We start from the raw sequence: 25,948 nt of genomic DNA, 5'->3' as shown, positions 1-25,948 counted from the left end.
CTGGCGGCCGTCCTTATTGCTTGGCCGCAGCGCGCGCCTTGTTGACGGCGGTGGCGTCGCGCAGGATGTCCTGCAGGTACAGGTTGCCTTCGGTCACCACGATTTCGCCGTCCTTGATGCCGTCGAGCACTTCGCTCACGCCGGGCAACGTCACACCCAGCTTCACCGGACGGCGCACGAAGGTATTGGGCGCGGTGCGCACGAACACATAATTGCGGTTATCGGCCAGGAACACGGCCTTGGAGGGCACCGCGATGCCGGTGAACGAGGCGGCCTTCAGTTTTGCCGTGACGAACATCTCGGCCTTCAGGCGCCGGTCGGGATTGGGAACAGTGAGGCGGACCTTGATGCTGCGCGCGGTGGGATCGACATAGTCGGCCATCTTCACCACCGTACCGGTGAAGGTTTCGCCCGGGTACGCGGCGGTGGACAACTGCACGTTCACACCGGCCTTGAACAGGCCCATGTCCGCCTCGGCGGCATCCACCTGCGCCCACAGCGTGGTGGGGTCGGTCACCAGGAACAGTGGTGCGGCGGTGGGCTGGTCCGGGCGCAGTTCCATGCCCGGGTTGATGTTGCGTTCCACCACCAGGCCGTCAATCGGGCTGCGCAGGGCAAAGCGGTTGACGCCCTCGCCCACGATCGCACCGTACTGACGCAACGCGGCCTGCGTGCGCTGCAGGTCGGCGGTCGCGCGGGCTGCTTCAGCCTGGGCTTGTTCCAGGTCTTTCTGCGCGATCACACCGGCCGCGTACAGCTCACGTTGGCGAGCCAGCGCCTTGGAGGCCACAGCGTTGTCGGCGGCGGCCTTGCGCGCGTCGGCCTGGGCCACGCCGAAGTCCGACGAAGTGAGGTTGGCCAGCGGCTGGCCAGCCTTCACCGTGGTGCCGGGCTGCACCAGGATTTCCGTCACGCGGCCCGCGAACGGCGTGGACACGCGCACGGTCTTGTCCTCATTCCAGACCAGGCGGCCCGGCAGGCTCAACATGCGCTCGCCACCGGTATGGGCCGGCTCGCCCGCGATGCCTGGCAGCGCCTTCACGCTGGCCGGGAACTGGACGGTCTCGCCGCTCACCTTGGGCTCGTCATCGGCTTTGGGCGCTTCGTCCTTGCCGCACGCGGCAAGCGCGAGCGCGCACAGGGACAAGGCGGCCACGCGCGCGGGCATGCCGGCGCGGGAAAACTGGAACACTTCGGACAGCAGATTAGGGACGCGGCGCATCGGTACGGACCTGGGAATTCGGGATGGAGCTGACGGGAGTGGTGGTGGACTGCAACGCCGTGCGGTATGCCGACAAGGCTTTGGCGTAGTCGCCCTGTGCATTGGTGGCGTCGAGCCGGGTCTGGCGCAGCGCGCGGCGTGCATCGAGCAGGTCGAGCACGCCGGTGGCGCCCTTGGTATAGGCAAACTCGGCGCTTCCGGCTACGGATTCGGCGGCGGGCACGACCGATTCGCGCATCTGCCTGAGCGACAGGCGCGCGGCTTCGAGCTGGTTGCGCAGGCGCTCGACTTCGTTCTGGGCCTCGAGCAGCACCCGGTTGCGGTCGTCGAGCGCGGCGTAGTAGTCGACCTCGGCGCGGCGCGCTTCGCCGCCGTTGCTGTGGCGCACGAACAGCGGGATGGAGACAAAGACGCCGTAGCTGTTGCCGCTGCCGTTCGTGTTGGTCTCGGAAACCGGGTAGTGCTCGTATTGCGCGCCCACGGTCACGTCGGGCACGCGGCCAGCGCGGGCCAGGTCGCGCGCCGAGGCGGCGGCGGCCAGCCTGGCCTCGGCCGCGGTCACGTCGGGACGGCGCTGCGCGATATCCGGATCGACCGGCGGCGTCGGCTCGTCGAGCGATGGCCAGTCCGGCACCAGGCGGTTATCGGCCAGCGTGCCCGGCACCCCCATGGCCTGGGCCAGCTGCGCCTTGTCGCGCATATGGTCGGCCATGGCCTGCCGCATGTCGTTCTGCGCACGCAGGTTGTCGAGCTGGAGCTTGGTCACGTCGGCGCGCGAGACATCACCGGCCTTCAGCCGGGTCTCGTTGGCCTGTTGCGTGCGGGTATAGAGCGCCACCGTCTCGGTCAGCACCTGGACACGTTCCTGGCTGACCACGGCATCGTAGAACGCCTGCTCGACCGCGCCGGTCTGCTGCGCGACCACGGCCTGCAGTGCCTCGCCGGCCGCCACGCTGGCCTTCTGCGCGGCATCCTTGCGCAGATTGCCCTTGTTGGCGGTCTCGACCAGCTGGTCGATGCGGAAGGTCGAATCGACGGTCTTGCTGCGCAAGTTGCCCGAGCCGACACCGGCGTGCGGGTTGATGTTCTGCACGCCCACGCTCAGCACAGGGTTCGGGCGTTGCGATGCGATCTGGATGTCCGCCTGGCTGGCTTCTTCGCCGCGGCGCGCTGCAATGATGTCGCGGTTGCAGCGCAACGCGTCCTGGCGCGCCTGGGCCAGTGTCAGGCTGGCCTTGGGAGGCGGCGGCATGCAAGGCCCGTCGGGCGGAAGCGGCTGGCTGGCGGCTTGGGCCAGCGGGGCCGTCAGGCCAGCTACGGCCGCCAGGATGACGGCGGCGGCAGCGCTTGAAGCAGGAAAATGCACGATTCGGTCTGGCTCGGTTTGACAACAGTCAGAGGTAAACGACCGTGCCCGCCGATTGGTGCACCGAACTGACGATATTTCGTCGCCTGGCGCGTCATTGGCGGCGTTTTTTGCCTTGTCCGGTACTTGCGCACGATCTCCCGCCCGCATTCAACCCGAATCGGATTACAAAGCGCTTTCATCCTGGCAAAAAAACGCGCTAACTGCAGCGATAACACCGAATCGAGGGAAAACCCCAGTGCCCAAAATGCACCAAATAGGTGCATTTTGCCTTAGGAATATCGTCAGGTCTAGGCCCGATCATCCAGGCCCAGGCTTCTGCCGATAATTTCCTTCATGATCTCGCTGCTGCCGGCATAAATACGCGAGATACGGGCATCGGTGTACATGCGGCAGATACGGTACTCCTCCATGTAGCCGGCGCCGCCGTGGAACTGCACGCCCTCGTCGACCACCCGACCCTGCAACTCGGAAGTCAGCAGCTTGGCGGAAGCCGCGGTCTCGACGGTCAGCGTGCCGGCATTGTGCTGCAGCACGCACTGGTCGACGAACGTCTGCAGGGCGTCGAGCTGGGCACGCAGCGCCGCCAGCCGGAAGCGCGAATCCTGGAACGTGCCGATGGCCCGACCGAACGCCTTGCGCTCCTTCACGTAGTCCAGCGTGATGTCGAACGCCACCTGCGCCGACGCCATGTAGCCGCAGGCGCCGATCAGTCGTTCCTCGGCCAGGTGCCGCGTCAGGTAGCGGAAGGCCTGGCCGGGCTCGCCCAGCACGTTGGCCTTGGGCACCTTGACGTTGTCAAAGAAGAGTTCAGAGGTGTCCTGCGAGTGCAGCCCCATCTTGCGCAGCTTGCGCCCGCGCTCGAAGCCGGGCATGTCGCGCTCGACGATGAACAGGCCCAGCCCGTGGCTGCGCTCGGGATCGGTACGCGCCACCACCACCACGTAATCGGCAAGCTGCCCGTTCGAGATATAGGTCTTGGCGCCGTTTAGCAGCCAGTGGTCGCCCTTGTCTTCGGCGCGGGTGCGGATGCCCGCCAGGTCCGAACCGGTCTGGGGCTCGGTCATGGCAATGGCGAAGATCTTCTCGCCGCGCGCCGCGCCGGGCAGGAGGCGCTGGCGCTGCTCTTCGTTGCCGATGCGGCCGACATACGGCGCCACCAGCCGCGAATGCAGCGTGCCGAAGAAGCCCGTGTCGCCATGGCGCGCATTCTCTTCGATGAGGATCTGCTCATAGCGGAAGTCCTCGACGCCGGCGCCGCCGTACTGCTCGTCCGCCCACATCAGCAGGTAGCCCTGCTCGCCGGCCTTGCGGAACACATCGCGATCCACGCAGCCCTGCTCGCGCCAGCGCTCGCCGTGCGGAGCGACCTCGCGCTGGTAGAAGCGGCGCGCGGACTCGCGGAAGCTCTCGTGTTCGGCGTCGAAGATAAGGCGTTGCATGCGGTTGTCTCCTTTCTTGGTTTTGCTGACGGAATCGGTCCAGTGTCGGCCTTGCGGCCGGTGTCAGGTTCGTCGGAAAGGATGATTTTTGGGCGCAGGTTGTGGCGCCGGCAACCGCAAAGGCTGCAACCGCTAGGCTTGCGCGGCAACCTTGCGCGGACGCCCGCCCAGCCGGCCATTGCGCCTGGCGGCGGCTGCCTTCTCCGGGCTGGCACTGGCGCCGCCGCGGCGACCCATATCGGCGGCCATCCACCGCCGCGAGCCAAGAAATCCCTCAAGCAATGCCGGCAGGTACAGATCGGCATCGAGCCGGGGGAAGTGGATACCCAGGCCGGAAGGGCTGACCTGCGCGTCGACCAGATCGGCAGGCCGGGCGTGTTCGAGGCCCTGTACCGCCGCCAGCGGGAATGCCAGCTCGAGGCCTGAAGACAGGGCAATCACCACGCGTTCCACGCGCCGGTCATAGCGCACGGACACCACTGCCGGATTCGCGGCCTTTCGTGCAGCGCCACGTGCGTTGGCTGCAGCGATCTCAGCATCAGTCAGGACCATGGATGGTTCTCCATTCCGTACACAAGCCAGTCAGGTGAGCGCTCAGTCCATTGATGATCCGCATCAGGTCTCGCGCGCCAAAGTCGTAGTTCTCTCGCAACTCCGGAGGCCCGAACGGGCAATGCAAGTGGAACACGGCCTCGCATCCTTTCCCGATCACATGGACATGCGCGGGCCGATGATCGTTCGGGTAGATGACCACGCGCAATCCGAGTAGCGAAAGGACAGTCGGCATTCGATTCTAGCAAACCTAAACAGGTTGGGTTATTGAATCTCTGCCCGATCGTATTTCGCTACGGATGCTGCCGCCATGAGACAACAGCTCGTTCAATGCAACTTTATTGATATGAAACGAAGATAACTTTCATTGTTCAACCCACTCGCCCAGACCGATACTGAAGGCATACAAAACATGAAGAGGGAGCGGGAAATGGAAGTCGCCCTGTGGACAGCCGGTGCGCTCGGGCTGGTGGCGCTTGGCGCGACCATGACTTACCTGATCGGCGTGGCCGTGCCGGAGCCGGTGTTCGAACGCGCCCAGCAGCATGGCCGCTATGCCGGGCTCGAAGCCGCGGCAGACAGGCGCCGCGGTGGCGGCAGGCGGATTCGCCGGACGCGCATCCTGCCGGCCGCACATCCCGTTCCCCGCCTGATGCCGGTCCGCGCCTGAGCGCCTTCGGCCACTTTCAAGACTGCGGAAAATCCCAGCGCTGCGACCAGTCCGATTCCTCGGTCCGCTGGCGCTCCAGTACATCCTGCAATACGGCGGCAGCGGCTACTTCCGGACGCGGGTCAAGCGAAGCGGGATGGACCGGCGGGATGCCATGCGCCATGCGGCGGCGTGGCTGCCAACCATACCATGGCCCCAGCGCATCGCGTGCGTCACTTACCCCTCGGCGCCGCGGCGGCGGGCATGGCTGCCGGCACGGCACGCACAGGCCCCATCGGCAACGACGTGCCTGGCAGCTCCACTCGCGTCATCCCCGTGCGTGACGGCCGCATCGGTGCCATGCCTTCGGCGGGATGCAGGGCCTGGCCGTTGTCGTAGCCGGTGGCCACGGACTCCAGGTAGCCCGGCGGAAACTTCTGTTCCGGCGTGACGGCGGATGGCACGGGCAACGTGCCTTGTGCCAGCGCCACGCTGTTCGCGCACAGCCCCAGCACACGCAGCAGGATGACGGCGCGCCGTACCTGGCGCAGTACAGTACGGGCGCCCGGCGGCTCGCCTCGGGATTCGGAAGGGGTCGTCATCACGGTTCTCCAGGGGAGCCATTGCTCCGGTTGGGACATCGAGCACGGCGTTGCGCTCGACGCTCGATCCGCAATGACCGTGCCACGCGCCGGATCACCCGTGTGGCGTGCATTGCGCCACTTGCCGGGACCTAGAAGAACGAACGGCGCCAACAGGCGCCGTTTGCGGTGTTGGCCGTGAACCAACAACCGGAACGCGAGGCCGCTAGCGGGCGCGCACCATGGGCGGCGGATACCAGTTGCCCCCGGCCACGGCGGCATCCGGCCCATAGGTACGGAAGGTCAGGTGGTAGTCCTGCCCGCCCGGCGTGGGCAGCCAGTTGGCATCCGGCGCACCGGTCGGCCTGGTCGGCGCGAAGTACAGGGTCAGCGAACCGTCCTTGCCATATTGCAGGTTCGATTCCTTGTTGAGCAGGTACCGCTTCTTCGGGTTCTCCATCACGCGGAAGTTGACGGCGTCGACCGCGATCACGGACCAGAAGTACCGCACGTGGCCAGCTGGGAGGTCGGCCTTCGGGAAAGTCATGGCGTAGGCATTGGCGCCATTGAGGCGGTTTCCCTCGCCATCCGTGGCACCCTGGAAATACACCACCTCTTCCGCGGTATTCGCCCAGATACCGCCGAAGTTGATGCGCGACCTCGCCTTGTAGTCGTCACCATACTGGCCGATGACCGCCGGGCGCGTCCAGCCATCGCGCCGGACACCGAGTTCCGTGGTCATCGACTGCATGAACTGCGGGATTGCCTTGTCCCGGATCACGCGGTCGACGCGTTCGCGCCCGGCCGGGTCGGCTGCCACCTCCGCCGCGATTTGCCGCACGCGCGCCTGCAACGGTTCCATGCCGGGATTGATGTCAGGTTCAGAATCGAGCGCCGCGGCGGCCGCATCAAACGCCTCCACCCCAGGCAGCCGCGTGTTGGCAAAAACCGGCGTGGCCGGCACCGGATCGATACGCGGCGTGCCCGTCATGCGGATCTGGATCTGGCGCTGCAACTGCACTGCCTGCTTGCGGTTCTTGCCGATCTCCACACGCGCCAGGACCCTGGCCGTCCTGCCCGGCAGGTCGATGCGGCGAATGTCGGGCTGCAATGGCACGCCGGCCCCCTTCAGGCACAGTCCATAACGGCTTGCCGCCCGCTGCGGATAGTTGCGCTCGTTGATATTGGCAACCGTCTCGCCCCAGCCATTGAGGATCTGCACGGTGTAGTAGCGCCCCTTGATCAGCGGCACGCTGAGGACGATGCAGGTACGCTCGTCCACGCCGATCCATGCCTCGCTGTAGACCACGTCCAGGTTCGGGTTGGCCCAGCTCACACCGCCGACGTCGCGGTGAAGCATCTCGTTCCAGCGGAAACCCTCCTTCTGGAAATCGAGCTGCTCCTGGCGCAGCACCAGCAGCCGTCCGAGCAGATAGACATAGGCGTCGGCCACGTCCTGGTCGGCAGCGGCAGCGGCAGCGGCAGCGGCAGCGGCAGCGGCAGCGGCAGCGGCAGCGGCAGCGGTATCGGGCACCGGTGCTGCCTCTTGCTTGCAAGCGCATGCTGACAGCAGCGCGGCAACCGTGATGGTCAACAGGACTGCGTGAGGTCGCATACGCGTCTCCGGTCGATGGCTCGGAACCCGACAGATTGCGCCAGCTCACGGCACCGCGCAATGCCCGATTGCGCCGGATATGCGCCTTAACACACAATACCGCGCGGCCGCTGTCCGCCATCACGCATGTGCGGCCGCCCAGCCCTACGCAGGCTTGACCGCCCATGCCAGCACAGCCGGCATGGGCACGACAAAGTCATTGCCTTTCATATAGGCCGCTACCGTGCCGCGCAGCACGGCGCGAATCTCGTCGCGCGCCTTCGAACTTTGCGCGCGCAGCGTGGCCGCGGCGCGCACCGTGCCTTGCGCCAGCGCGTCAAAGAGCTGGTCCGGCGTGGAGAAACGCCACTGCTGCGGCACCTGGCGGCAAGCCGCCGCGGTAAAGCCCGCGCCCTGCAAAGCGGTGATGCATTGCGACGGGTCGCTGAACTGGAAGAAATTGGGACCGGCCGGCAGCCCCACATCCATCGAACCATAGGCCCGGATCGCGGCGTACACCGCGCCGAAGCCAATGGCGCGTTCCGGCGCGTCCCACACCGTGAAGCCAATGCGCCCGCCGGGACGCAGCACGCGAAAGGCTTCGCGCAGGGCCTGGTCGGGATCGGTGAGGTGGCACATGCCGAAGCCATTGACTACGGCATCGAAGCTGCCTGCCTCGAAGGGCAGGTCCTGTGCATCGGCTTGCTCGAAGCGCAAGCCGGGATGGGTCTTGCGCGCCAGCTCCACCTGGGCCGCGGAGAAATCAATGCCGACGGTGTCCGCGCCGCGCCGCGCCGCTGCCGCCGCAACGTAGCCGGCGCCGCTGGCTACGTCCAGCACGTGCTGGCCGCTGGCAACCTGGGCACTGTCCAGCAAGGCATCGACTGATTGCGTGGTGACGACTGTGAGCTGCTCGTGGTAGCGGCTGACAACCCCGGGATCTTCCCAGCCGGCCAGCTCGAAATCACGGAAACTCTCCCCCGTGTGATCCATTGCACCCTCCCTTGGCGAAAAGTCGCTGCGGGGCGCTGGACTGCCGCCCATTCTGGCGACGCGAGCCCTCCCGGGCGCGTCATCGCCAGATAAGCGAAGTATAGTCACCACGGGCCCGTCGGTCAGCAGGGTGTGCAAGGCATCCGGTGCGGACACCACCGGGCTGGTTATGGCACGCCAAGACGGAGCGTCAGCGCGCTCCGCTCACTCGCCATACGGTATTGCCGACATCGTCCACGACCAGCAGTCCGCCGCGCTTGTCGATGGCGACACCGACCGGGCGGCCCTGCGCATCGCCACTCTGGTCGATGAAGCCGCTCAGCACGTCGAACGGCGCGCCACTGGGACGGCCGTTGTCAAACGGCACGAAGATCACCTTGTAGCCGGCCAGCGGCTTGCGGTTCCACGAACCGTGCTGGCTAACGAACATGCCGTGCTGGAACCGGGCAGGCAGGCTGTTGCCAGACGCCGCTGTCATGCCCAGCGAGGCCGTGTGCGCGCCGACCGCATAGTCCGGCACGATGGCCCTGGCGACCATGTCCGGCGCCGCGGGCTTGACGCGCTCATCCACATGCTGGCCGTAGTAGCTGTAGGGCCAGCCATAGAAGCCGCCGTCCCTGACCGAGGTGATGTAGTCCGGCACGAGGTCGCTGCCGATCTCGTCGCGCTCGTTGACCGAGGTCCACAGCGCGCCGGTCGTGGGCTCCCACGCCATGCCACTGGGATTGCGCAGGCCGCTCGCGAACACGCGATGCTGCCCGGTCGCGCGGTCGACTTCCCAGATGGCCGCGCGCCCCGCTTCCTTGTCGATGCCGTTCTCGCCAACATTGCTGTTCGAACCCACGGTCACATACAGCTTGCTGCCATCAGGGCTGGCGATGATGTTCTTGGTCCAGTGGTGGTTGATGGGACCGTCGGGCAAGTCCACCACCTTCTGCGCCGGCGCCGTGATGCTGGTCTGCCCCGGCTGGTACGGAAAGCGCAGCACGGCATCGGTATCGGCCACGTAGAAGTCATTGCCGACCAGCACCATGCCAAACGGCGAGTGCAGGTCCTTCAGGAATACCGAGCGCACGTCGGCCACGCCGTCGCCGTTGGTGTCACGCAGCAGCGTGATGCGGTTGGCGCTGGGCGTGCCGGCCCCTGCGCGCGCCAGCACCTTCTTCATGATCCAGCCGCGAATGCCCTTGCTGTCGCCGGGCTTGGGCGGTGCGTTGGTCTCGGCGACGAGCACGTCGCCGTTGGGCAGCACGTAGACCCAGCGCGGGTGGTCGAGCTTGCCGGCAAAGGCCACCACGGACAGGCCCTCGGCGGCCGTCGGCTTTGCGCCGTCGGCCCAGCCTTTCGCCGGTGCGATATGGATGGTCGGAATGGCAGTCTTGTTCGGTGGCGGCAATTGCGGCGTGGGGCCGAAGCCCGCTTCCGAAGGAAGCTTCGCCGATTCACCGCACCCGGCAAGGACCACGGCAACAGCGAACGCGGCAATGGCGCGCGCACGTGAGTGCAACACGGGATAGCGTGGCTGCGGCATGGCGGCACCTCCGGTCAAAGCGGTCTGCCTTGACTATAGGTGCGCCCCCGGAACGTCTCTGTCAGTGCAGGCGGATCGCGCTGTAGGACATTGCCCGACAAGCGCGCCTGCGCACCGCGAGCATCAGCCGCGATGCGGCGTATCGAGGCCCTTGATCACGGCCGGCCTGGCCACGAATGCTTCCAGCGCGCGCGTCACGTGCGGGAAATCGGCAATGCCCACCAGCTCACCGGCCTCGTAGAAACCGAGCAGGTTGCGCACCCACGGGAAGGTGGCGATATCGGCAATGGTGTAGTCCTGGCCCATGATCCACGGCCGGTCGGCCAGCCGCTGGTTCAGCACGTTGAGCAGTCGGCGGCTTTCGGCCACATAGCGGTCGCGCGGGCGCTTGTCCTCGTAATCCTTGCCGGCAAATCGATTGAAGAAGCCCACCTGGCCGAACATGGGCCCGATGCCGCCCATCTGGAACATCACCCACTGGATGGTCTCGTACCGGCCCGCGGCATCGGTGGGAATGAGCTTGCCGGACTTGTCGGCCAGGTACAGCAGGATGGCGCCCGATTCCCACAACGGCAGCGGCTTGCCGCCCGGGCCATCGGGATCGATGATGGCCGGGATCTTGTTGTTGGGATTGAGCGAAAGGAACTCCGGCGACAACTGGTCGTTATGGTCGAAGCGCACCAGGTGCGGCTCGTAGGGCAGCCCGGTTTCCTCCAGCATGGTCGACACCTTCACGCCGTTGGGCGTGGGCAGCGAATAGAGCTGGATGCGGTCAGGATGCTGCGCGGGCCATTTGCGGGTAATGGGGAAGGCGGACAGGTCGGACACGTAGACTCCTGGCGAATGACGCCGCCGCGTGCGCGGCCGCGCCTAAAATCCCGATAATAAACCGCGCCTGCCGCCTGTGCAGGCGGCACCGCGATCGTATTGCACTTGGCGCTGCCGAGCTTGCTCTGCGACACGACAGCGTCAGGCTGCATCGCGCGACGAACTTCAGCGACTCGTACGGCATGGCGTGCTGGCCGGAAAGCGTCAACGGTCAACGCCAGGCGTCAGAGGAAAACCAGAAGAAGAAAAACGGAAAACCCGGCAGAAGACCGGAAAGACGAATAGACGAAAAGCGGGCGAACGGAATAGCGGAGGTGGTGCCCATGGGCAGGATCGAACTGCCGACCTCTCCCTTACCAAGGGAGTGCTCTACCACTGAGCCACATGGGCGACGTCCGGTGCAGGGCACTGGAGCGGGAGACGAGTCTCGAACTCGCGACCTCAACCTTGGCAAGGTTGCGCTCTACCAACTGAGCTACTCCCGCGTTGTTTGGCTCCCCGACCTGGGCTCGAACCAGGGACCTACGGATTAACAGTCCGGCGCTCTACCGACTGAGCTATCGGGGAACAACGCTTCCTCGTTGAGAGGAGGCCGGATTGTACAACGATGGACCGGCAGGGTGTCAAGGGATGCGCCGCAATTTTTTTGGTTCTTCGCCGGATTGCGGGGGATGGGTAATGATGGGGTTGTCGTGCTTGGCATGCGCTGCTGTTTCGCCGGCGTAGCCGGCGACCTACTTCTTGTCCGAGCGACAAGAAGTAGGCAAGAAGCGCGTTTACTTGCCCTAACGGGCGAATATTGATCGTAGCGTGCTGACGGTGCTGTATGGGTATGGGCTTCAGAGTGTGCCTGGCTGCCTGCCGCGTGGTGCGCGTGCGTCGGTAGGCTTTCGAACAATGATTGAACGAGCCCCGAAACTGTCCGTGGCCCCTGCTGCTGCAGGTATCGCATCATCGCCTTCGGCTGCGCTGCGCGCGGCTCAGTAGTCCGGGCACACAGGCCGCAGGCCTTGGACGAGCGCCCGCGCAGCCTCATGACCACACCCGATCCGGCGCTACACTCTCCCACTACGCACCCGGAGCCCACCCCATGCCAACCCTGCGCACTCTCTACCCCGCCATCGAACCCTACGCCACCGGCACGCTCGATGTCGGCGACGGCCATGTCATCTACTACGAGCGCGTCGGCACGCCCGGCGCCAAGCCGGCGGTGTTCCTGCACGGCGGCCCCGGCGGCGGCATCAGCGCCGACCACCGGCGGCTGTTCGATCCCGCCCGCTACGACGTACTGCTGTTCGACCAGCGCGGCTGCGGCCGCTCCACGCCGCACGCTGGCCTGGAGGCGAATACCACATGGCATCTCGTGGACGATATCGAACGCCTGCGCGAACTCGCGGGCGTCGGGCGCTGGCTGGTGTTCGGCGGGTCCTGGGGTTCCACGCTGGCGCTGGCCTATGCGCAGAAGCACCCGCAGCGCACCAGCGAGCTGGTGCTGCGCGGCGTCTATACCGTGTCACAGGCCGAGCTGGACTGGTACTACCAGTTTGGCGTGTCGGAGATGTTCCCGGAGAAATGGGCGCGCTTCCAGGCGCCTGTCCCGCAAGCGGAACGCGGCAACATGATGGCCGCCTATAGCAAGCTGCTGACGGGCGACGACCATGAAAAGCAGTTGGAGGCGGCACGCGCCTGGAGCGTCTGGGAAGGAGAGACCATCACCCTGCTACCCGACGCCGGCAACAGCGCCAAGCACGACGACGCGCATTTCGCGCTGGCGTTCGCGCGGCTGGAGAACCATTACTTCACGCACCGCGCCTGGCTGGAAGACGGACAGCTGTTGCGCGACGCCCATCGATTGGCGGGCATCCCCGGCACGATCGTGCATGGCCGCTACGACATGCCCTGCCCCGCGCGCTACGCGTTTGCGCTGCACCAGGCATGGCCCGATGCCGACTTTCACCTGATCGAAGGCGCCGGGCACGCGTGGACCGAGCCCGGCATCCTCGACCAGCTTATCCGCGCAACGGACCGCTTCGCGCAGTGCTGATATCCCCCCGGCCTCAGTCGCGGTCTGGCGCACCCGGCGGAAACAGCTTCCGGTAGGGCCGCGCCTCGTCCACCACGCGGGCGAACGCCGGACGGGCCAGCAGCCGGCTGCGATAGCCCCGCACATTGGCGAGCGCGGGACCGATCGGGTGGACCCAGTCGGCATAAAACAGCGACGGCGCCGCGGCGCAATCGGCCAGCGTGAACGCGCCCCCGGCAGCCCACTCGCGCCCCGCGAGCGCACCGTCCAGCCACTGGTAGGCGGTGTCGAGCAGCTTCCTGGCATCGGCGACGCCCGACGCATCGCGCTGCGCGGGCGCGCGGAGGTAGTCGAGCACGATGCGCTGCATCGGCGTCATGACGTAGTTGTCGAAGAAGCGGTCCATCATGCGGACTTCGAGCGCGGCATCCGGGTCCTGCGGAATCCAGTGCACGGGGCCGCGATGGTGCGTGTCGAGATACTCGATGATGATGCTCGACTCCATGACGCTGCGCCCGGCATCGACCAGCAAGGGCATGCGCTGCAGCGGCCAGAGCTCGGCGTGCTCGGCAAGTACGTCGGCGTGGTCCGGCGACAGCATGCGCCATTCGAACGGTATGCCGTTCTCGTACAGCGCGATCAGGACTTTCTGGCAGTACGAGGAAAACGGGTGCGCATACAGCTGCATGGTTGTCTCCGGGGTGATGGATCGATCAGAACACGCCTAGCGCAAGGCCGGCGGCGAGACCGGCGCCCATCTCGGCGCAGCGCTCCAGCTCGTCGGCGCCGATCTGCTTGGGCGCGAGGATGCGTTCGGGCGTCTGCGCGTGCGTGCAGACGATCAAACCCGGCACCACGCTTTTCAGGCGCCAGCCGGTCGCGATGCGCTCGATCTGCCGCAGCGCGTTCTGCCCGTCGCTGCCCGCGCAGATCATGACCGCGTAAGGACGGCCGTTTACGCGGTCGAGCGCGGCGTAGTAGCAGCGGTCGAAGAAATCCTTCATCAGGCCGGACATGGCGGCCAGGTTCTCCGGCGTCGCGAACAGGTAGCCGTCGGCGGCCAGCACATCGTCCGGCCCCGCCTCCACCGCACGCCGCAGGCTGACCGTGACGCCCTCCTGCTGAGCCGCGGCGTCGGCGGCGGCCCGGGCCATCTGTCCGGTGCCGCCAGTCATGGTGTGGTAGACGATCAGCAGGGTCTTCATTCGTGCACGCTCGTGCTTGCCGTGTTGGGGCGACTGTAGCACGCGCGTGCGCGCCGCCTACCGCTGCGCCAGCCGCTCGGACAGGCGTGCCAGCAGCGCCGCGCCATCGCCGCGCCACGCGCTGCCATGCATGCACGCCAGCGTGGCAGGATGCATGTGGTAGAGCAATGGCCTGTCATCCACCACCAGGTACTGGTTGAAGGAAAAGCCGCCCGGCATGTCCTGCGGCGGGACGGGCGTGGAGATGCGGTAGATGCCGCCGGCAATCTCGTCGACGGTGGTGGCGGGTCCGGTGTGTTCCATGTTCACGTCCGCTCTTTCCGCCGGGGCAACCCGGCCATCACGCATTGCAGGGCATGCCCTGCAGCTTCGCTGACCCGCTCGGGGTCATGCAGCAATCCGGTCAGCCGCTGCCACGCGGGGTAGTCGAGGATGACCATGGCCAACGCGAACGTCCTGTCATCGACGCGCGCGCCGGCAACGCGCTCCAGTACCTGGCGCACGAGCTCCCCGGTCTGGCTGCGGCCGGCTTCCGCGATCTGCGCGAGCGCGGGCAGCATTTGCGCATCGCGCGGCATCCATCGCATCCACGGGTCCATGTACGCGTACTGGCCGTGCAGCATGTCGACCAGCCCCTGCATCAGCGCGCTGCTGTCGCGCAGGCCGAGCAATGCCTGCACATCGACGCGCGGCGCCTGCTCCGCCACCATTCCCGTGCAATGCGGCAGCAAGGCCTCGCGCGAGGGAAAGTGCTTGTAGACGGTAGCGACCGAAACGCCGGCCGCGTGCGCGATCTCGGCATGCGTGGTCGCGAGCGCGCCCTTCTCGGCATGCAGCGCCACCGTGGCCGTGACAATCCTGCGGATAGTGTCGGCTTCCATCTCTTTGCGCAGAGTGTTGTCGTAGGCTCGCGGACTCATGGGCCTTTGCTGACCGGGTTCGACTGGTATTGGATATAGAAGGTCTATACCCAAATGGCAAGGCGAAAAAACGACACCGGGCGCCGCACGGGCACCCGGTGTCGCTTCATTGCATGGGCGCGCAGCTTGCGTGAATCACCAGCGCCCGTCGAAGCGCCCCGCCAGCCCCTTCGTACGAAACGCGTCGACCACGAACTCGATGAACACGCGCGTGCGGGCCGGCAGCAATGTGCGGCTCGGATAGTAGAGCGAGATCGGGCCATTGTCGGCATACCAGCCGGGCAGCAACCGCATCAGCGCACCGCTCTCCAGGCGCGGCGCCGCGTGCGGCATGGGCAGCAGCGCAATGCCCAGCCCGTGCATGGCGGCGTGGGCCATGGCTTCCGGATCGTCGAAGATCAGCCGCGCGCGGTGTTCGGCCGGTGCCTGCTCGCCGACCTGGTTGCGCAAGGTCCACGCACGCAGGCGTCCGGTGGCACCCGAGCGCCGCACAATGCCATCGAATGCGGCCAGGTCGGACGGGTGCCGGGGCAACGGCCGTCCCTTCATGTATGCCGGCGATGCCACCGCTACCACGTGGGTGTGCGCCAGTTCGCGCGCGACCACGCCCTCGGTCAGCTCGATGCCGCCGCCAATGGCCGCATCGAAGCCGTCTCGAATCAGGTCGGTCGGCCGGTTCTCAAAGTGCCAGTCGGGCACGATGGCCGGATACCGCGCAAGGAATTCGCCCAGCAGCGGCACCAGGTATTCGCGCCCGAACGCCAGCGCCATGCTGACCTTGAGCACGCCAGCCGGCTTGCCGGCGTCCTGGGCCGCTCCGGCAAACGCATTGCGCAGTGCCGAGTAGGGGTCGGACACCTGCGTGAAGAACTGCTCCCCGCCCGTGGTCAGCGTCAGCCGCCGCGTACTGCGGTGGAACAGGCGCAGGCCCAGGTGCCGCTCCAGGCGCGCCACGTTCTTGCTGACGGCCGCCGGCGTGAGCCCGAGCCGGCGCGCCGCCGCCGAAAAACTGCCGGTCTCGGCACTCTGGACGAAGGATTCAAGCAGGTTGAGGGCTTCCATGCCCACCAGCTTATACCAGCGGTTGAAAAACATGATCCGCATTCATGCCTACTGGTAGGGGAATGCACTAGCCATACTTCCGTGCACCACCCCCTTGATCCTTTCAGGAGCACAAACATCATGAGCACACCTCTTTCAGGCAAGGTTGCATTCGTTACCGGCGGCGCACGTGGCATTGGCGCCGCGGTAGTTCGCCGCCTGGCACGCGAAGGCGCAGACGTGGCCTTCACCTATCAGAGTTCGGGCGCCGGCGCGCAGGCGCTGGCGGAATCGATCCAGGCTGCCGGCGGACGCGTCAAAGCCTTCCATGCCGACGCGGCGGACGCGGCCTCGCTGGCGCGCGCTGTCGACGATGCGGCAAGCCATTTCGGCAAGATCGACATCCTGGTCAACAACGCCGGCGTGCTGCTGCTGGGGCCGGTCGACAGCTTCCCGCTCGAGGACTTCGACAAGACCCTGGCCGTGAACGTGCGCGCGGTGTTCGTGGCGGCCAGGGCAGCCCTGCCCCACATGGGCGAAGGCGGCCGCATCATCAACATCGGCAGCTGCAATGCGGACCGGATTCCGTTCGCCGGCGGCAGCGCGTATGCCATGAGCAAGGCCGCACTGAAGGGCCTGGTGCAGGGCATGTCGCGTGATCTCGGGCCCAGGGGCATTACCGTGAACAACGTGCAGCCCGGCCCGACCAATACCGACATGAATCCCGAGCACACCGACTTTGCCAGCTCGCTGCACGGCCTGATGGCCTTGCAGCGCCACGCGGATCCGGACGAGATCGCCGGCATGGTGGCCTACCTCGCCAGCCCGGAAGCAGGCTTTGTCACCGGCGCCAGCCTGAACATCGACGGCGGCTTCAGCGCCTGACGGCACGCCACTGCCTTCGCGGGGATAAGGGTCCTCCGCCCGCCGCATAAGGAAGCGCGGAGATATTCGTTAGTGCAGGGCAGCGCCCGGGTTACGGTTGCGTGCTGAGCGGGCTGGCTCCAGCCCCATGATCCCCAGGCACGCACACCGATGACTGCATCCCGACGACAATTCCTCCGCTATGGCACGGCGGCCACCGCCGCCATCGCCACCGACACCCTGCGGCTTGCCGCCTTCCCTGGCGCCGGGTCCGCACGCGCGCAGGGCCGTCCGCTGCTGAAGGCAGGCGACCAGAAAGGCGGCCTGCGCGCGCTGCTCGAATCCGCCGATGGCCTGCGCGGACTGTCCTACGACATCCAGTGGACCGAGTTCCCCGCCGCCGCGCCGCTCGCTGAAGCGCTCAATGCGGGCGCGGTCGACTGCGGCCCGATCGGCGATGCGCCGGCCATTTTCGCGCTGGCCGCGGGCACGCGCATCCGCCTGGTCGGCGCCAACCGCTCCGACCCCTATGGCACAGCGATCCTGGTGCGGCCCGACTCCGCTCTGAAGACCGCGGCGGACCTGAAGGGCAAGAGCATTGGCACCAACCGCGGCTCGATCGGGCATTTCGTCGCGCTCAAGGCGCTGGAATCGGCCGGGCTGCGGCCGGAGGATGCCAACATCCGCTTCCTGCCGCCCGCCGATACCAAGCTGGCGCTGGCGAGCGGCTCCGTCGACGCGTGGGCCACGTGGGAGCCCTATACCGCCATGGCGGAAACCAGTGGGCATGCGCGCGTGCTGGTCAGCGGGCGCGGCTTATGGTCTGGCCTGAGCTATCTCGCCGCCACCGACGCTGCGCTGGCGGCAAAACGCGCCGTGCTGGCCGATTTCCTGCAGCGCGTGGTGCGCGCGCAGGCCTGGTCCTACCAGCACGTGCCCGAATTCTCGGCGACGCTGGCGCGCATCATCGGCATTTCGCCGGAGGCTGCGCGCCTGCAGTTCGAACGCCGGCGGACGCAGTGGCAAAAGATCGACGATGCCGTCATCGCCGAGCAGCAGCGCACTGCCGACTTCTACCTGAAGGCCGGCCTGCTCAAGCAGCGGCTCGACGCACGCGCAACCTTCGACACGGGCTTCGCCATCGCCTGATGGTCAGTGGTCAATAGCCGTAGCTGACCGGGGCTTCATAGTAGTAGCCGTGCGGCTGCGGGGCGCAAGGCACGTAGCCGCCGACATCGTCGCGATAGCAGTAGCCCGGCGGGACGGCCGGCGCGGCATAGCTCACGCGGGCCGGCGGCGCATAGGCAACCGGTGCCGGCGCATAAGCGACCGGCGCGGCCACGACTGGCCCGGAGGCAACCGCCGCGCCGAATGCCAGGCCGACCAGCGCGCCAAGGGCCAGCGCCACGCCGGCCTGAGAGCCGCCGCCATGGTGATAGCGTTCATGCGCCGACGCCGGCCCGGCAGCCAGCAAGGCCAGAGACACGGCGGCAGCGGAAGCGATACGGATTGAGGGGCGCATGTCTGACTCCTGTTCAGGTACTGATGTCGTGATGCCATCATGCACAGGAAACCCGCACTCAGGTGTTTCCGCGCAGGCCCGCAGTTGTTAGCGTTGTAACGCGCGCTTCCCCTCGTAACGGACAATTACATTGTTCTCGCCGCCGCACTGCGCATAGGGGCCCGTGTGATCTGAACGCTTTCGTATAATCTCGGCTCGGCGTCCAGATCCCCAGCCAACTGGCCGCCCTGCTCCAGCCGGCTTGCCGCGCGCCAGACAGGCCCGACGGCGGCCCGTGTGCGCTTGCCGCGCTGCGCTGGTCAATTTCGTGGAAGCGGCTTGCCCGCCATGCGGCAGCGCTTCCTGTGTTCGTCTTCCGCGCCCCCGGAACCATCCGCACCCTCAGGCCCTTGTTCCCCGCCGTCCGGCGTACCGGACTTGCCGGAGCCTTCACAGCGATTTCCGGGCGGCCACGTCTCAACGTGAATCCGCCAATGCGCAGACTATCCTGGCTCGCCCTGAGCCTTGTGCTGACAGCACTGTTCCACCTGATGCCGGCCGCCATGGCCGCCGACCCGGCGTCCGCGCCAGCAGCGGACCAGCCGCCGGCCCTGACGCACGCCGAGGCCATGGCCGAGCTCAAGCGCCTGCAGACCGAGCAGGACCGCATCAAGCAGTCCGCCTCGAGCGTCAACGGCAACACGCGGCTCGGCGAGATGGACGAGGCCCTGCACCAGCTCGCGACCGACGTCGACAAGCTGAAGGCCGCGCTGACACCGCAGCGCGCGCAACTCCAGGCGCAGCTCGACGTGCTGGGGCCGCCGCCCGCGCCCGGCACCACGCCTGAAACGGCTGCGGTGGCACGGCAGCGCGCCGAGCTGAACGCGCGCAAGATCCAGCTCGACAACGCGCTGAAGCAGACGGCCGAGGGCAAGGAGAACATCGAGAACCTGAACGCCCAGCTCGCCAAGCTGCAGCGCAGCCGGCTGAAGGACCAGTTCGCGCTGCGCTCGGAGAGCATCCTGAACCCGCAGTTCTGGGCACCGCTGTTCAAGCCGTCCGACGACGACAGCGCGCGCATGGCGGCGTTTGCGGATGAAGTCGTGCCGCTCATCGAGACGGCCTGGGAGCCCGGGCAACGCGCGGCCACGGCCCTGCTGCTGGTGCTGGCGCTCGCCATCTGGACGCTGGGCCGGCGCCTGGCCGAGCGCGCCGCCGCGTGGTTCTGCCTGACCTGCCTGCCCGAGAACCGCTTGCGGCGCAGCGCGCTGGCGCTGGCCACGGCACTCACCACGGTGGTCACGACCGCGCTCGCCGTGCAATTGGTCTACTACGCCTTCACGCGCAGTTACGAACCACCGGCGGACCTGCAGGACCTGCTGAGCCAGATGGCCAGGCTGATGCTGACCAGTGCGCTGATCGCGGGGCTTGGCCGCGCGCTGTTGTGCACGCACCATCCGTCGTGGCGGCTGCCGGCGCTGGCCGACCCGGTCGCGCTCGCGCTCAAGCCGTTCCCGCGCGCGCTGGCCGGGCTGTTGCTGCTGGCGGGCACGCTTGAACTGCTGAACCACATCGCCGACACCAGCGTGCCCTTCACGCTGCTGGGCCGCGGCCTGGTGTCGCTGGTGGTGGTGTTCACGATCGGCGCCGCGCTGCTGCGCGCCAACCGCGTGCGCAGCGGCCTGGCCGCGGCCGGCGAGCGCGCCGAGGCGCGCGCCACGCTGGCGGGCATGATCCACGCAGGCGTCACGCTCGCGGTCATCATTGCGCTCATCGCGCTGCTCGCGGGCTATGTCAGCTTTGCCCGCTTCGTGACCTACGAGCTGGTGTGGTTCGACATCGTGCTGTGCACGCTGTACCTGCTGACGCAGCTCACGCGCGACACGTTTGAAAACCTGCTCTCGCCGCAGCACGCCAGTGGCCGCGTGATCCGGCAGCTCTTCGGCATCGACGACATCCGGCTGGAACAGTCTTCGACGCTGCTGTCGGGCCTCGGCACGAGCTTGCTCACGATCATCGCCGTGATCGCGCTGCTGACCGGCGGCTTCGGCACCACGCCGGCCGAACTGCTCGACAGCCTGCTGACCGTGCTCGGCGGCGACAAGCTGCGCAGCTACAACATCATGCCCGAGCGCATCGTCAATGCCGTGGTCGCGCTGTCGGTCGGCATCTGGCTGCTGCGCTCGGTGCGGCGCTGGCTGGACGCCGAGCTGCTGCCGCGCATGTGCATGGAGCCAGGCCTGCGCGCGTCGCTCATCACGCTATTCAGCAATGTCGGCTATGTGCTGATCGTGCTGCTGACGCTGTCGCTGCTCGGCGTGAGGTGGGAGAACCTGGCGTGGATCGTCAGCGCGCTGTCGGTGGGGATCGGCTTCGGCCTGCAGGAGATCGTCAAGAACTTCGTGTCGGGCCTGATCCTGCTGACCGAACGCCCGGTGAAGGTCGGCGACATGGTCAGCATCGCCGGCGTGGAGGGCGACATCCGCCGCATCAACGTGCGTGCCACCGAGATCCAGCTGGGCGACCGCTCTACCGTGATCGTGCCCAATTCGCAGCTGATCTCGCAGAACGTGCGCAACGTGACCATGAGCCACAGCACGCAGGGCGTGGCCACGCTGCAGCTCACCTTCCCGCTGAACATCGATCCCGAGCAGGTGCGCGAGCTGCTGCTCGACGCCTACCTCGACAACGAAACGATCCTGGACCACCCCGTGCCATCGGTCACGTTCAGCCAGCTTGCGCCCAACGGCATTACGCTGAGCGTGACCGGCTACGTGTCCAACCCGCGCATTGCCGCATCCACGAAGAGCGACCTGCTGTTCGAGATCCTCAAGCGGCTGCGCGCCGCCGGCATCCCGCTGACCATGCCGCAGACGCTGCGCGTGGAAAACCTGGCGGGGATGACGGCGGAGACGCTGCTGCCGGCGCCCTAGCGCAAGGCGAGCGGCTATGGCTAACGGTAGGTCTGCAGGTATGCCAGCAGGTCGTCGATCTGCTGGTCATTGCCCAGGCCCCAGAAGCGCATGCGCGTCCCCGGCACGACCTTGCCGGGCGATTTGACGAAGGCGCGCAGGGTATCGGCCGTCCACACCACGCCGGAAGCGGTCATTTCCGGGGAATAGCGATAGTCGGCAGTGCTGCCCGCGCGCCGGCCGACGACGGCATTGAGTTGCGGGCCGAAACCGCCACGCGCGGACGGTCCTACGCTGTGGCAGGACGCGCAGCGGGTGGAGAACACTTCCTTGCCGGCCTGGACGTCGGCGGCGAAGGCGGGATGGGCAAGGACAAGGCAGGTCAGCGCCAGGACAAGGCGCGGTACAGCGTGATGCATGGGTCATGCTTGGAAAGCGCCCTGGCGGGCAGCCCCGCATGATAGCGCAGCGCGAGCCATGCAATAGGCATTTGCGCTGCATTCCAGGTCCACATTCCACTCGCAATCCGCCTAGGCCGGCACATACTTTGAAGGGTGCTTGCCGCGCATCGGCGCGGTCGTCTGAGCCGGGACAGCGGGGCTCGCTCATCGGAGAAAAACAACATGATCACCAGTGCACGCAACCAGTTTTCCGGCGAAGTCGCCCAGGCCCGCCACGGCGCGGTCAATGACGAGGTCATCCTGCGCCTGGACGGCGGCCAGGAAATCGTCGCCACCGTCACCAGCGAGAGCGCGTCGCGCCTCGGGCTGGCAGCCGGAAAGAAGGCCACCGCGATGGTCAAGGCCACGTCGGTGATCGTCATGGTCGACGTGGATGTCAGCAAGGTCTCGGCCCGCAACGCGGTGAGCGGCAAGGTGTCGGACATCAGGAAAGGCGCCGTCAACACGGACGTGACCATTACCGACGACACCGGCCTGGCAATTTCCGCCATCATCACCAACAGCAGCGCCGACCGGCTCGGGCTGGCCGTGGGCAAGCCCGCGGCGGCGGTATTCAAGGCCTCGAGCGTGATTGTGGCGGTGGGCTGAGTCCGGCTGTGGCGCATGGCCCGCCCGCTCAAGCCCTGCCCCATTTCTGACGACAACCAGCATGCGGGATTCCCCGAAGCCATGCGTGACGGGGACCCCGTATCCGTTCAATCCTTTCAGGGACCAACAATATGAGTACCTCCCTCGTCAGCGCGGTGAGCGCTGCGGACACGGGCGCAGACCCGGTGTCGCTGCTGATGCTGCGAAAAACGCTGGACCTGCAGGCCCAGGGCGTGGCCAGCCTGGTGCAGGCCGCCACGGCGGCCGCACCGGTGGCCAGCAATCCACCCCATCTTGGCCAGAACATCGACGTGAAGGTCTGAGCTGACCGCCTCGCGGCGTCGCACGCGACGCCGCGGCAATGATGATGAGGCCCCGCCAATGCGGGGCCTCATCGCTTGTCTCACGGATCGAATTGCGGCGCCGGCCCGTCGCTGGTCGGCAGCGCATGCAGCATCCGCCAGCGCGGATTGCTGAAGTAGCCGTAGCGCGTATGCAGTCCGGATTCTCCCTTGCTGCGCGAGCGCATAAGCGTCGGGAACTGACCATGCGGGCGCCAAGCGGCTTTTTCGCACGGACTCATGAAAAGTCATTTGGTTGGAGCTTCCAAGCGCGTATGCTGAAGTTGCCATTTGGCAAACAACGCACCAGGAGCAAGCCGTGGCCAAGAGTCAACTACGCAGCACTCGCGAAGCGAAGAAGCCCAAGCAGCCCAAGAAGCCGTCAGTGCCGGCAACCCCCTTCAGCACGGTTCATTCGAGGGTTGGAAACGAAGGTGTCGCCAAGAAAAAGACGTAACCGGTTGGCCGCGGATACGCGCCACAGTGATCACACGCAACTTGTAACGCTCACCTCAGGGAACTGATATCTCTACATTGAAAGCGCAGACCGCTTCGGGAGGCGCATCATGATCCATCACAATACGGATCCAACTTTTCGCGGACTTCCGCTCTCCGCCGAGCAAGACTCGGAAATTCGTCACTACCTGCGCAGGAAGGCCAGGCTGGGCAGGCCATGGAATACCCCAGAGCTGCGCGGGATGCTTGAGGACATGCTGATGCCGCCGAGTACCGAGGACGACGGCGAGAGCGACATCCCGCGCGACGCGTTAGCCGCCGCAGAGCGGGCCGCGGCGTTCGTCGACCAGGACATGGAGCCAATCGAGGCGTACGAGGAATTACATGCCGCGATGGAAGCCGAGAGCATGAAAGGAGATACGCAATAGCGGGGCGCACTTTGCGCTGGCAGCGTGCGTAGCGATCCGGCCTGTCAAAGGCATAGAACGTAGGACGAAAACATGGCACTTAGTTTTCCCAATCCCAGCCGCAGCTATGACGGGGCCAGGCATGGCGTATGGTTCTGGGGCTATGACAACGCACGCGAGATTGCCTTCATTGTGGACGACCGCGTACTGATGAAATTCGACTCGGCTCTCGGTTCCGACGAAGCCGGGGTGCTGGCCTCCTTCGACCGGCATCGCAACGAGATCCTGAAGATGGCCATGGACCTCTATGCCGAGGGGCCGCAGGTTCTTTACCTGCTGCACTAGGAGGTGTGCAAGTACTCCCGGGAGATATTCATGCTGCTGCGCCGCCATGTATGCCTGCTCGCCTTACTCGCCAGTCTGACGCCCCTGTTCCATGGCCATGCGCAGACACAGCGGCCATCTCCGGCGGACGCCACGATCAACGACGCAATCTCTGACGCCGTGCGTGAGGGGTCATACCGGTTCCAGCCCACCCCCACGCAACCGCCTTCCCTTGATGAGCAGTGCAATCAGCTGGCCGAACAGATCGGCGAGACTCCGCGCCGCAGCTACCGCCCCTCGGGCGCGCCAGTCGAGAATAGCCAGGGCAATGAAATCTCCACCGTCGTGCGTGACCGGACGCGCAGGCAATTGCAGCGGGTGTATCAGGAAAAGTGTACGCAATAGGCTCGCCACGCTTGCCGCGCGGCTGTCCTGCGGAGTGAGTCGAGCGTTTGGACCTGCGGTACGCGAGGCCCCGGGGCCTTGAAGGCCCCGACATGACTTATCCGAAGCCCGCGTTGCCCTCCTTGAAAGCCGGTTCCGCAGAGCGTCTCGCACCTCTCCCATCAGTCGCGGGCAATTTCCCCCAGCATCCGCGTCATCAGGTAAAGCCGCGGCACGATGGAATCGAGTTCAATGTACTCATCACGGGCGTGAAAGCCGAAACCGGCCAGCCCCAGGCTTTCCAGGACCGCAGCCTTGCCCGAGCGTCCAGCGAAGCCAGCGTCGGTGCCACCGCCCGTGCCTTCCATCAGCGTCAGCTGGCGTGCCTCGAGCTCTGCATAGATTTCCTGCGCGCGCCTGGCCAATGCGCGACCGCGCGCATCCGCCACGAATGCCGGGCGGGACTCTCCCAGGCTGACAGTGACCTGTGTGTCGGGGATAAGGCGATCGGCATTGACCTTGTCCTGCAGCGCGACCTTGAGCTTCTCGGCAGTGCCGTTGGCCGTGAAACGCACGTCGCCATAGGCAACGGCGCTCTCGGGAATCTGGTTAAGTACCTTCCCCGCGGTGGCCTGGGTCCAGTTCAGTTGGGAACCCGGAACGAGTTTCGCCACGTCGCGCGTCTGCTGCAACTGGTGGGCGAGTTCAAGCAGAGCGTTGCGTCCGAGTTCCGGTGCCGCGCCGGCATGAGCAGAGCGGCCCTTGACCTCCATGGTGGCGGTGGCCGTGCCGGACGCGCCCAGCAGCACCGCCTCCGTTTTCATCACGGCCTTGGCGCCGGTGGGCTCGCATGACAGCACGACGTCGTGCTGGTCGGCCAGCGCGGAAATGATCTCGCCGGAGCCCACCGAGCCCACCTCCTCGTCGGGATTGAACAGGACGGTGACCTGCGCGTAGTCGCGCCAGCCCGTACGCTTCAGGATCTCCAGCGAATGCAGGATGACCGCGATACCACCCTTGTCATCGGCGATGCCCGGGCCATATAGCCGGTTGCCTTCTTCACGGATCGGCTGGGTAGCCAGCGTGTTTGCCGGATAAACCGTGTCCATGTGAGCGATCAGCATGATGCGGCGCTTCCCCGTTCCGGTAAACGTGCCCTTGATGATGGTACCGGGGCCCTTCGTGGCGGGCAGCCGCTCCACCTGGGCGCCCAGCGCTTGCAGGCGCGCCCCGGTGTAGTCGGCCATCTGTGCCAGGCCTGCCGCGTTGGTGCTGCCGGACTCGATCGAGACCATCTCCTTGAGCGACTGCACTACCGCCGGCTGTGCGGCGCGGGCGGCTGCCAAAAGGGTCGCATCCGCCGTGCCGGCGGCCATCGCGCTGGATGTGGCAAGCGTCAGCGCAACGGCAGCAGCCGTGGCGAGCGGGCGAAGGTGGAACGGCATGATGTCTCCTCGATGATCTTCGTGATGGTTGTGGGCCACGTCTTGCAGACGGGTGATCGCGAAGATGGTAGCCTTTGCGCGATCCGAGAAGCGGATCGATATCGCCATTCGCCGGTACGATTTCGCCATCAGCCGATGCCTGCCCCACCCAAAGCCATGTCAGCCCCCGCCACACCCGCGCCCTCCGGCCCTGCTCCGCTACATGTGCGCCTGCTCTGGCTGCCGCAAGCCATGCCCGGCACGCTTTTCACCACGCTAGGGAACTGCTGATCAATGAGGTTTGCGCTTGATGTTGCACAAGCCAATGATTTCGGTTTT

30 protein-coding genes and 3 tRNA genes are annotated in these 25,948 nt (G+C 66.4%); 10 read left to right on the top strand and 23 right to left on the bottom strand.

Annotation, left to right across the window (positions count from 1 at the left end):
• Window positions 1–13: 13 nt before the first annotated feature.
• The 5 genes from AC3FNH_RS29215 to AC3FNH_RS29195 form a co-directional block, all read right to left on the bottom strand.
• Window positions 14–1,222 (bottom strand): efflux RND transporter periplasmic adaptor subunit, encoded by a 1,209-nt coding sequence (locus tag AC3FNH_RS29215; RefSeq protein ID WP_488722552.1) that lies wholly within the window; start codon window positions 1,220–1,222, stop codon window positions 14–16.
• Window positions 1,206–2,474 carry a TolC family protein gene (locus AC3FNH_RS29210; RefSeq protein ID WP_488722551.1) on the bottom strand — a complete coding sequence of 423 codons (1,269 nt, stop codon included), beginning with the start codon at window positions 2,472–2,474 and terminating at the stop codon, window positions 1,206–1,208. Before AC3FNH_RS29210 ends, AC3FNH_RS29215 begins: the two co-directional genes overlap by 17 nt.
• A gap of 404 nt (window positions 2,475–2,878) precedes the next feature.
• The gene (locus AC3FNH_RS29205; protein ID WP_488722550.1) at window positions 2,879–4,030 is read right to left on the bottom strand and encodes an acyl-CoA dehydrogenase family protein; all 1,152 of its coding nucleotides are present in this window, start codon (window positions 4,028–4,030) and stop codon (window positions 2,879–2,881) included.
• Between the two features lie 132 nt (window positions 4,031–4,162).
• A complete protein-coding gene (locus AC3FNH_RS29200) occupies window positions 4,163–4,582 on the bottom strand; it encodes a DUF2442 domain-containing protein (protein ID WP_488722549.1) in 420 nt (139 codons plus the stop codon).
• On the bottom strand, window positions 4,569–4,817 hold the full coding sequence (locus tag AC3FNH_RS29195) for a DUF4160 domain-containing protein (protein WP_488722548.1): 249 nt from the start codon (window positions 4,815–4,817) through the stop codon (window positions 4,569–4,571). Before AC3FNH_RS29195 ends, AC3FNH_RS29200 begins: the two co-directional genes overlap by 14 nt.
• Window positions 4,818–5,012: 195 nt before the next feature.
• Here AC3FNH_RS29195 and AC3FNH_RS29190 point away from each other — a divergent pair, with 195 nt between their 5' ends.
• Window positions 5,013–5,252, top strand: coding sequence for a hypothetical protein (locus AC3FNH_RS29190; protein WP_488722547.1), 240 nt, complete (start codon window positions 5,013–5,015; stop codon window positions 5,250–5,252).
• 212 nt (window positions 5,253–5,464) lie between these two features.
• On the opposite strand, the gene AC3FNH_RS29185 is transcribed toward AC3FNH_RS29190, so the two are convergent.
• The 8 genes from AC3FNH_RS29185 to AC3FNH_RS29150 form a co-directional block, all read right to left on the bottom strand.
• Window positions 5,465–5,833, bottom strand: a complete 369-nt coding sequence (locus tag AC3FNH_RS29185) for a hypothetical protein (protein ID WP_488722546.1) — start codon at window positions 5,831–5,833, stop codon at window positions 5,465–5,467.
• A 205-nt stretch (window positions 5,834–6,038) separates the two neighbouring features.
• Window positions 6,039–7,427: a DUF1214 domain-containing protein gene (locus tag AC3FNH_RS29180; RefSeq protein ID WP_488722545.1), complete on the bottom strand. Its 1,389-nt coding sequence runs from the start codon at window positions 7,425–7,427 to the stop codon at window positions 6,039–6,041.
• A gap of 144 nt (window positions 7,428–7,571) precedes the next feature.
• Entirely contained in the window at window positions 7,572–8,399 is an 828-nt protein-coding gene (locus AC3FNH_RS29175; RefSeq protein WP_488722544.1) for a class I SAM-dependent methyltransferase, read from the bottom strand.
• Between the two features lie 190 nt (window positions 8,400–8,589).
• Window positions 8,590–9,930 (bottom strand): PQQ-dependent sugar dehydrogenase, encoded by a 1,341-nt coding sequence (locus AC3FNH_RS29170; RefSeq protein WP_488722543.1) that lies wholly within the window; start codon window positions 9,928–9,930, stop codon window positions 8,590–8,592.
• 123 nt (window positions 9,931–10,053) lie between these two features.
• Window positions 10,054–10,758, bottom strand: coding sequence for a glutathione S-transferase N-terminal domain-containing protein (locus AC3FNH_RS29165; protein WP_276103072.1), 705 nt, complete (start codon window positions 10,756–10,758; stop codon window positions 10,054–10,056).
• 315 nt (window positions 10,759–11,073) lie between these two features.
• A tRNA-Thr gene (locus tag AC3FNH_RS29160) sits at window positions 11,074–11,148 on the bottom strand.
• Between the two features lie 19 nt (window positions 11,149–11,167).
• Window positions 11,168–11,243: transfer RNA gene (locus tag AC3FNH_RS29155), tRNA-Gly, on the bottom strand.
• A gap of 6 nt (window positions 11,244–11,249) precedes the next feature.
• Window positions 11,250–11,325, bottom strand: a tRNA-Asn gene (locus AC3FNH_RS29150).
• A 523-nt stretch (window positions 11,326–11,848) separates the two neighbouring features.
• Here AC3FNH_RS29150 and pip point away from each other — a divergent pair.
• Window positions 11,849–12,802 (top strand): prolyl aminopeptidase, encoded by a 954-nt coding sequence (gene pip / locus AC3FNH_RS29145; protein WP_488722542.1) that lies wholly within the window; start codon window positions 11,849–11,851, stop codon window positions 12,800–12,802.
• 13 nt (window positions 12,803–12,815) lie between these two features.
• Here the strand turns inward: pip and AC3FNH_RS29140 are convergent, their stop codons facing one another.
• From AC3FNH_RS29140 to AC3FNH_RS29120, 5 genes are all read right to left on the bottom strand, one after another.
• The gene (locus AC3FNH_RS29140) at window positions 12,816–13,469 is read right to left on the bottom strand and encodes a glutathione S-transferase family protein (protein ID WP_488722541.1); all 654 of its coding nucleotides are present in this window, start codon (window positions 13,467–13,469) and stop codon (window positions 12,816–12,818) included.
• A gap of 25 nt (window positions 13,470–13,494) precedes the next feature.
• Window positions 13,495–13,986: a flavodoxin family protein gene (locus AC3FNH_RS29135; RefSeq protein ID WP_276103069.1), complete on the bottom strand. Its 492-nt coding sequence runs from the start codon at window positions 13,984–13,986 to the stop codon at window positions 13,495–13,497.
• 57 nt (window positions 13,987–14,043) lie between these two features.
• The gene (locus tag AC3FNH_RS29130; RefSeq protein WP_488722540.1) at window positions 14,044–14,289 is read right to left on the bottom strand and encodes a hypothetical protein; all 246 of its coding nucleotides are present in this window, start codon (window positions 14,287–14,289) and stop codon (window positions 14,044–14,046) included.
• 2 nt (window positions 14,290–14,291) lie between these two features.
• Complete coding sequence (locus AC3FNH_RS29125) at window positions 14,292–14,906, bottom strand: TetR/AcrR family transcriptional regulator (protein WP_276103067.1); 615 nt, start codon at window positions 14,904–14,906, stop codon at window positions 14,292–14,294.
• A gap of 135 nt (window positions 14,907–15,041) precedes the next feature.
• Entirely contained in the window at window positions 15,042–15,968 is a 927-nt protein-coding gene (locus AC3FNH_RS29120; RefSeq protein WP_488722563.1) for a LysR family transcriptional regulator, read from the bottom strand.
• Window positions 15,969–16,088: 120 nt separating this feature from the next.
• Here AC3FNH_RS29120 and AC3FNH_RS29115 point away from each other — a divergent pair, with 120 nt between their 5' ends.
• On the top strand, window positions 16,089–16,832 hold the full coding sequence (locus AC3FNH_RS29115; RefSeq protein ID WP_488722539.1) for an SDR family oxidoreductase: 744 nt from the start codon (window positions 16,089–16,091) through the stop codon (window positions 16,830–16,832).
• A gap of 150 nt (window positions 16,833–16,982) precedes the next feature.
• Window positions 16,983–17,960, top strand: coding sequence for an ABC transporter substrate-binding protein (locus AC3FNH_RS29110; protein WP_276103065.1), 978 nt, complete (start codon window positions 16,983–16,985; stop codon window positions 17,958–17,960).
• Between the two features lie 10 nt (window positions 17,961–17,970).
• On the opposite strand, the gene AC3FNH_RS29105 is transcribed toward AC3FNH_RS29110, so the two are convergent.
• Window positions 17,971–18,333, bottom strand: coding sequence for a mechanosensitive ion channel protein MscS (locus AC3FNH_RS29105; protein ID WP_276103064.1), 363 nt, complete (start codon window positions 18,331–18,333; stop codon window positions 17,971–17,973).
• Window positions 18,334–18,806: 473 nt separating this feature from the next.
• Between AC3FNH_RS29105 and AC3FNH_RS29100 the strand changes: the two genes are divergently transcribed.
• Complete coding sequence (locus AC3FNH_RS29100) at window positions 18,807–21,245, top strand: DUF3772 domain-containing protein (RefSeq protein ID WP_488722538.1); 2,439 nt, start codon at window positions 18,807–18,809, stop codon at window positions 21,243–21,245.
• Window positions 21,246–21,265: 20 nt separating this feature from the next.
• Here the strand turns inward: AC3FNH_RS29100 and AC3FNH_RS29095 are convergent, their stop codons facing one another.
• The gene (locus AC3FNH_RS29095; protein WP_276103062.1) at window positions 21,266–21,643 is read right to left on the bottom strand and encodes a cytochrome c family protein; all 378 of its coding nucleotides are present in this window, start codon (window positions 21,641–21,643) and stop codon (window positions 21,266–21,268) included.
• A 204-nt stretch (window positions 21,644–21,847) separates the two neighbouring features.
• Here AC3FNH_RS29095 and AC3FNH_RS29090 point away from each other — a divergent pair, with 204 nt between their 5' ends.
• Both AC3FNH_RS29090 and AC3FNH_RS29085 read left to right on the top strand, forming a co-directional pair.
• On the top strand, window positions 21,848–22,273 hold the full coding sequence (locus AC3FNH_RS29090; RefSeq protein WP_276103061.1) for a TOBE domain-containing protein: 426 nt from the start codon (window positions 21,848–21,850) through the stop codon (window positions 22,271–22,273).
• A 131-nt stretch (window positions 22,274–22,404) separates the two neighbouring features.
• Window positions 22,405–22,596 carry a YjfB family protein gene (locus tag AC3FNH_RS29085; protein ID WP_276103060.1) on the top strand — a complete coding sequence of 64 codons (192 nt, stop codon included), beginning with the start codon at window positions 22,405–22,407 and terminating at the stop codon, window positions 22,594–22,596.
• A gap of 80 nt (window positions 22,597–22,676) precedes the next feature.
• Here the strand turns inward: AC3FNH_RS29085 and AC3FNH_RS29080 are convergent, their stop codons facing one another.
• Window positions 22,677–22,802: a hypothetical protein gene (locus tag AC3FNH_RS29080; protein WP_488722537.1), complete on the bottom strand. Its 126-nt coding sequence runs from the start codon at window positions 22,800–22,802 to the stop codon at window positions 22,677–22,679.
• Window positions 22,803–23,180: 378 nt separating this feature from the next.
• Here AC3FNH_RS29080 and AC3FNH_RS29075 point away from each other — a divergent pair, with 378 nt between their 5' ends.
• The 3 genes from AC3FNH_RS29075 to AC3FNH_RS29065 all read left to right on the top strand — a co-directional run bounded on the left by AC3FNH_RS29075 (window position 23,181) and on the right by AC3FNH_RS29065 (window position 24,206).
• A complete protein-coding gene (locus AC3FNH_RS29075) occupies window positions 23,181–23,498 on the top strand; it encodes a hypothetical protein (protein WP_488722536.1) in 318 nt (105 codons plus the stop codon).
• Between the two features lie 72 nt (window positions 23,499–23,570).
• On the top strand, window positions 23,571–23,822 hold the full coding sequence (locus AC3FNH_RS29070; protein WP_276103057.1) for a DUF1488 family protein: 252 nt from the start codon (window positions 23,571–23,573) through the stop codon (window positions 23,820–23,822).
• Between the two features lie 30 nt (window positions 23,823–23,852).
• Window positions 23,853–24,206 carry a hypothetical protein gene (locus AC3FNH_RS29065; protein WP_276103056.1) on the top strand — a complete coding sequence of 118 codons (354 nt, stop codon included), beginning with the start codon at window positions 23,853–23,855 and terminating at the stop codon, window positions 24,204–24,206.
• A 161-nt stretch (window positions 24,207–24,367) separates the two neighbouring features.
• Here the strand turns inward: AC3FNH_RS29065 and AC3FNH_RS29060 are convergent, their stop codons facing one another.
• Both AC3FNH_RS29060 and AC3FNH_RS29055 read right to left on the bottom strand, forming a co-directional pair.
• On the bottom strand, window positions 24,368–25,630 hold the full coding sequence (locus AC3FNH_RS29060; RefSeq protein WP_488722535.1) for a glutamate carboxypeptidase: 1,263 nt from the start codon (window positions 25,628–25,630) through the stop codon (window positions 24,368–24,370).
• Between the two features lie 128 nt (window positions 25,631–25,758).
• The coding region (locus tag AC3FNH_RS29055; RefSeq protein WP_488722534.1) for a hypothetical protein at window positions 25,759–25,948 on the bottom strand (190 nt) is incomplete at its 5' end.

It is taken from the genome of Cupriavidus sp. 22TCCZM01-5 (assembly GCF_057798915.1).
The sequence above is the reverse complement of the archived record's forward strand: the minus strand, read 5'-3'. Positions and strand labels throughout refer to the sequence as shown.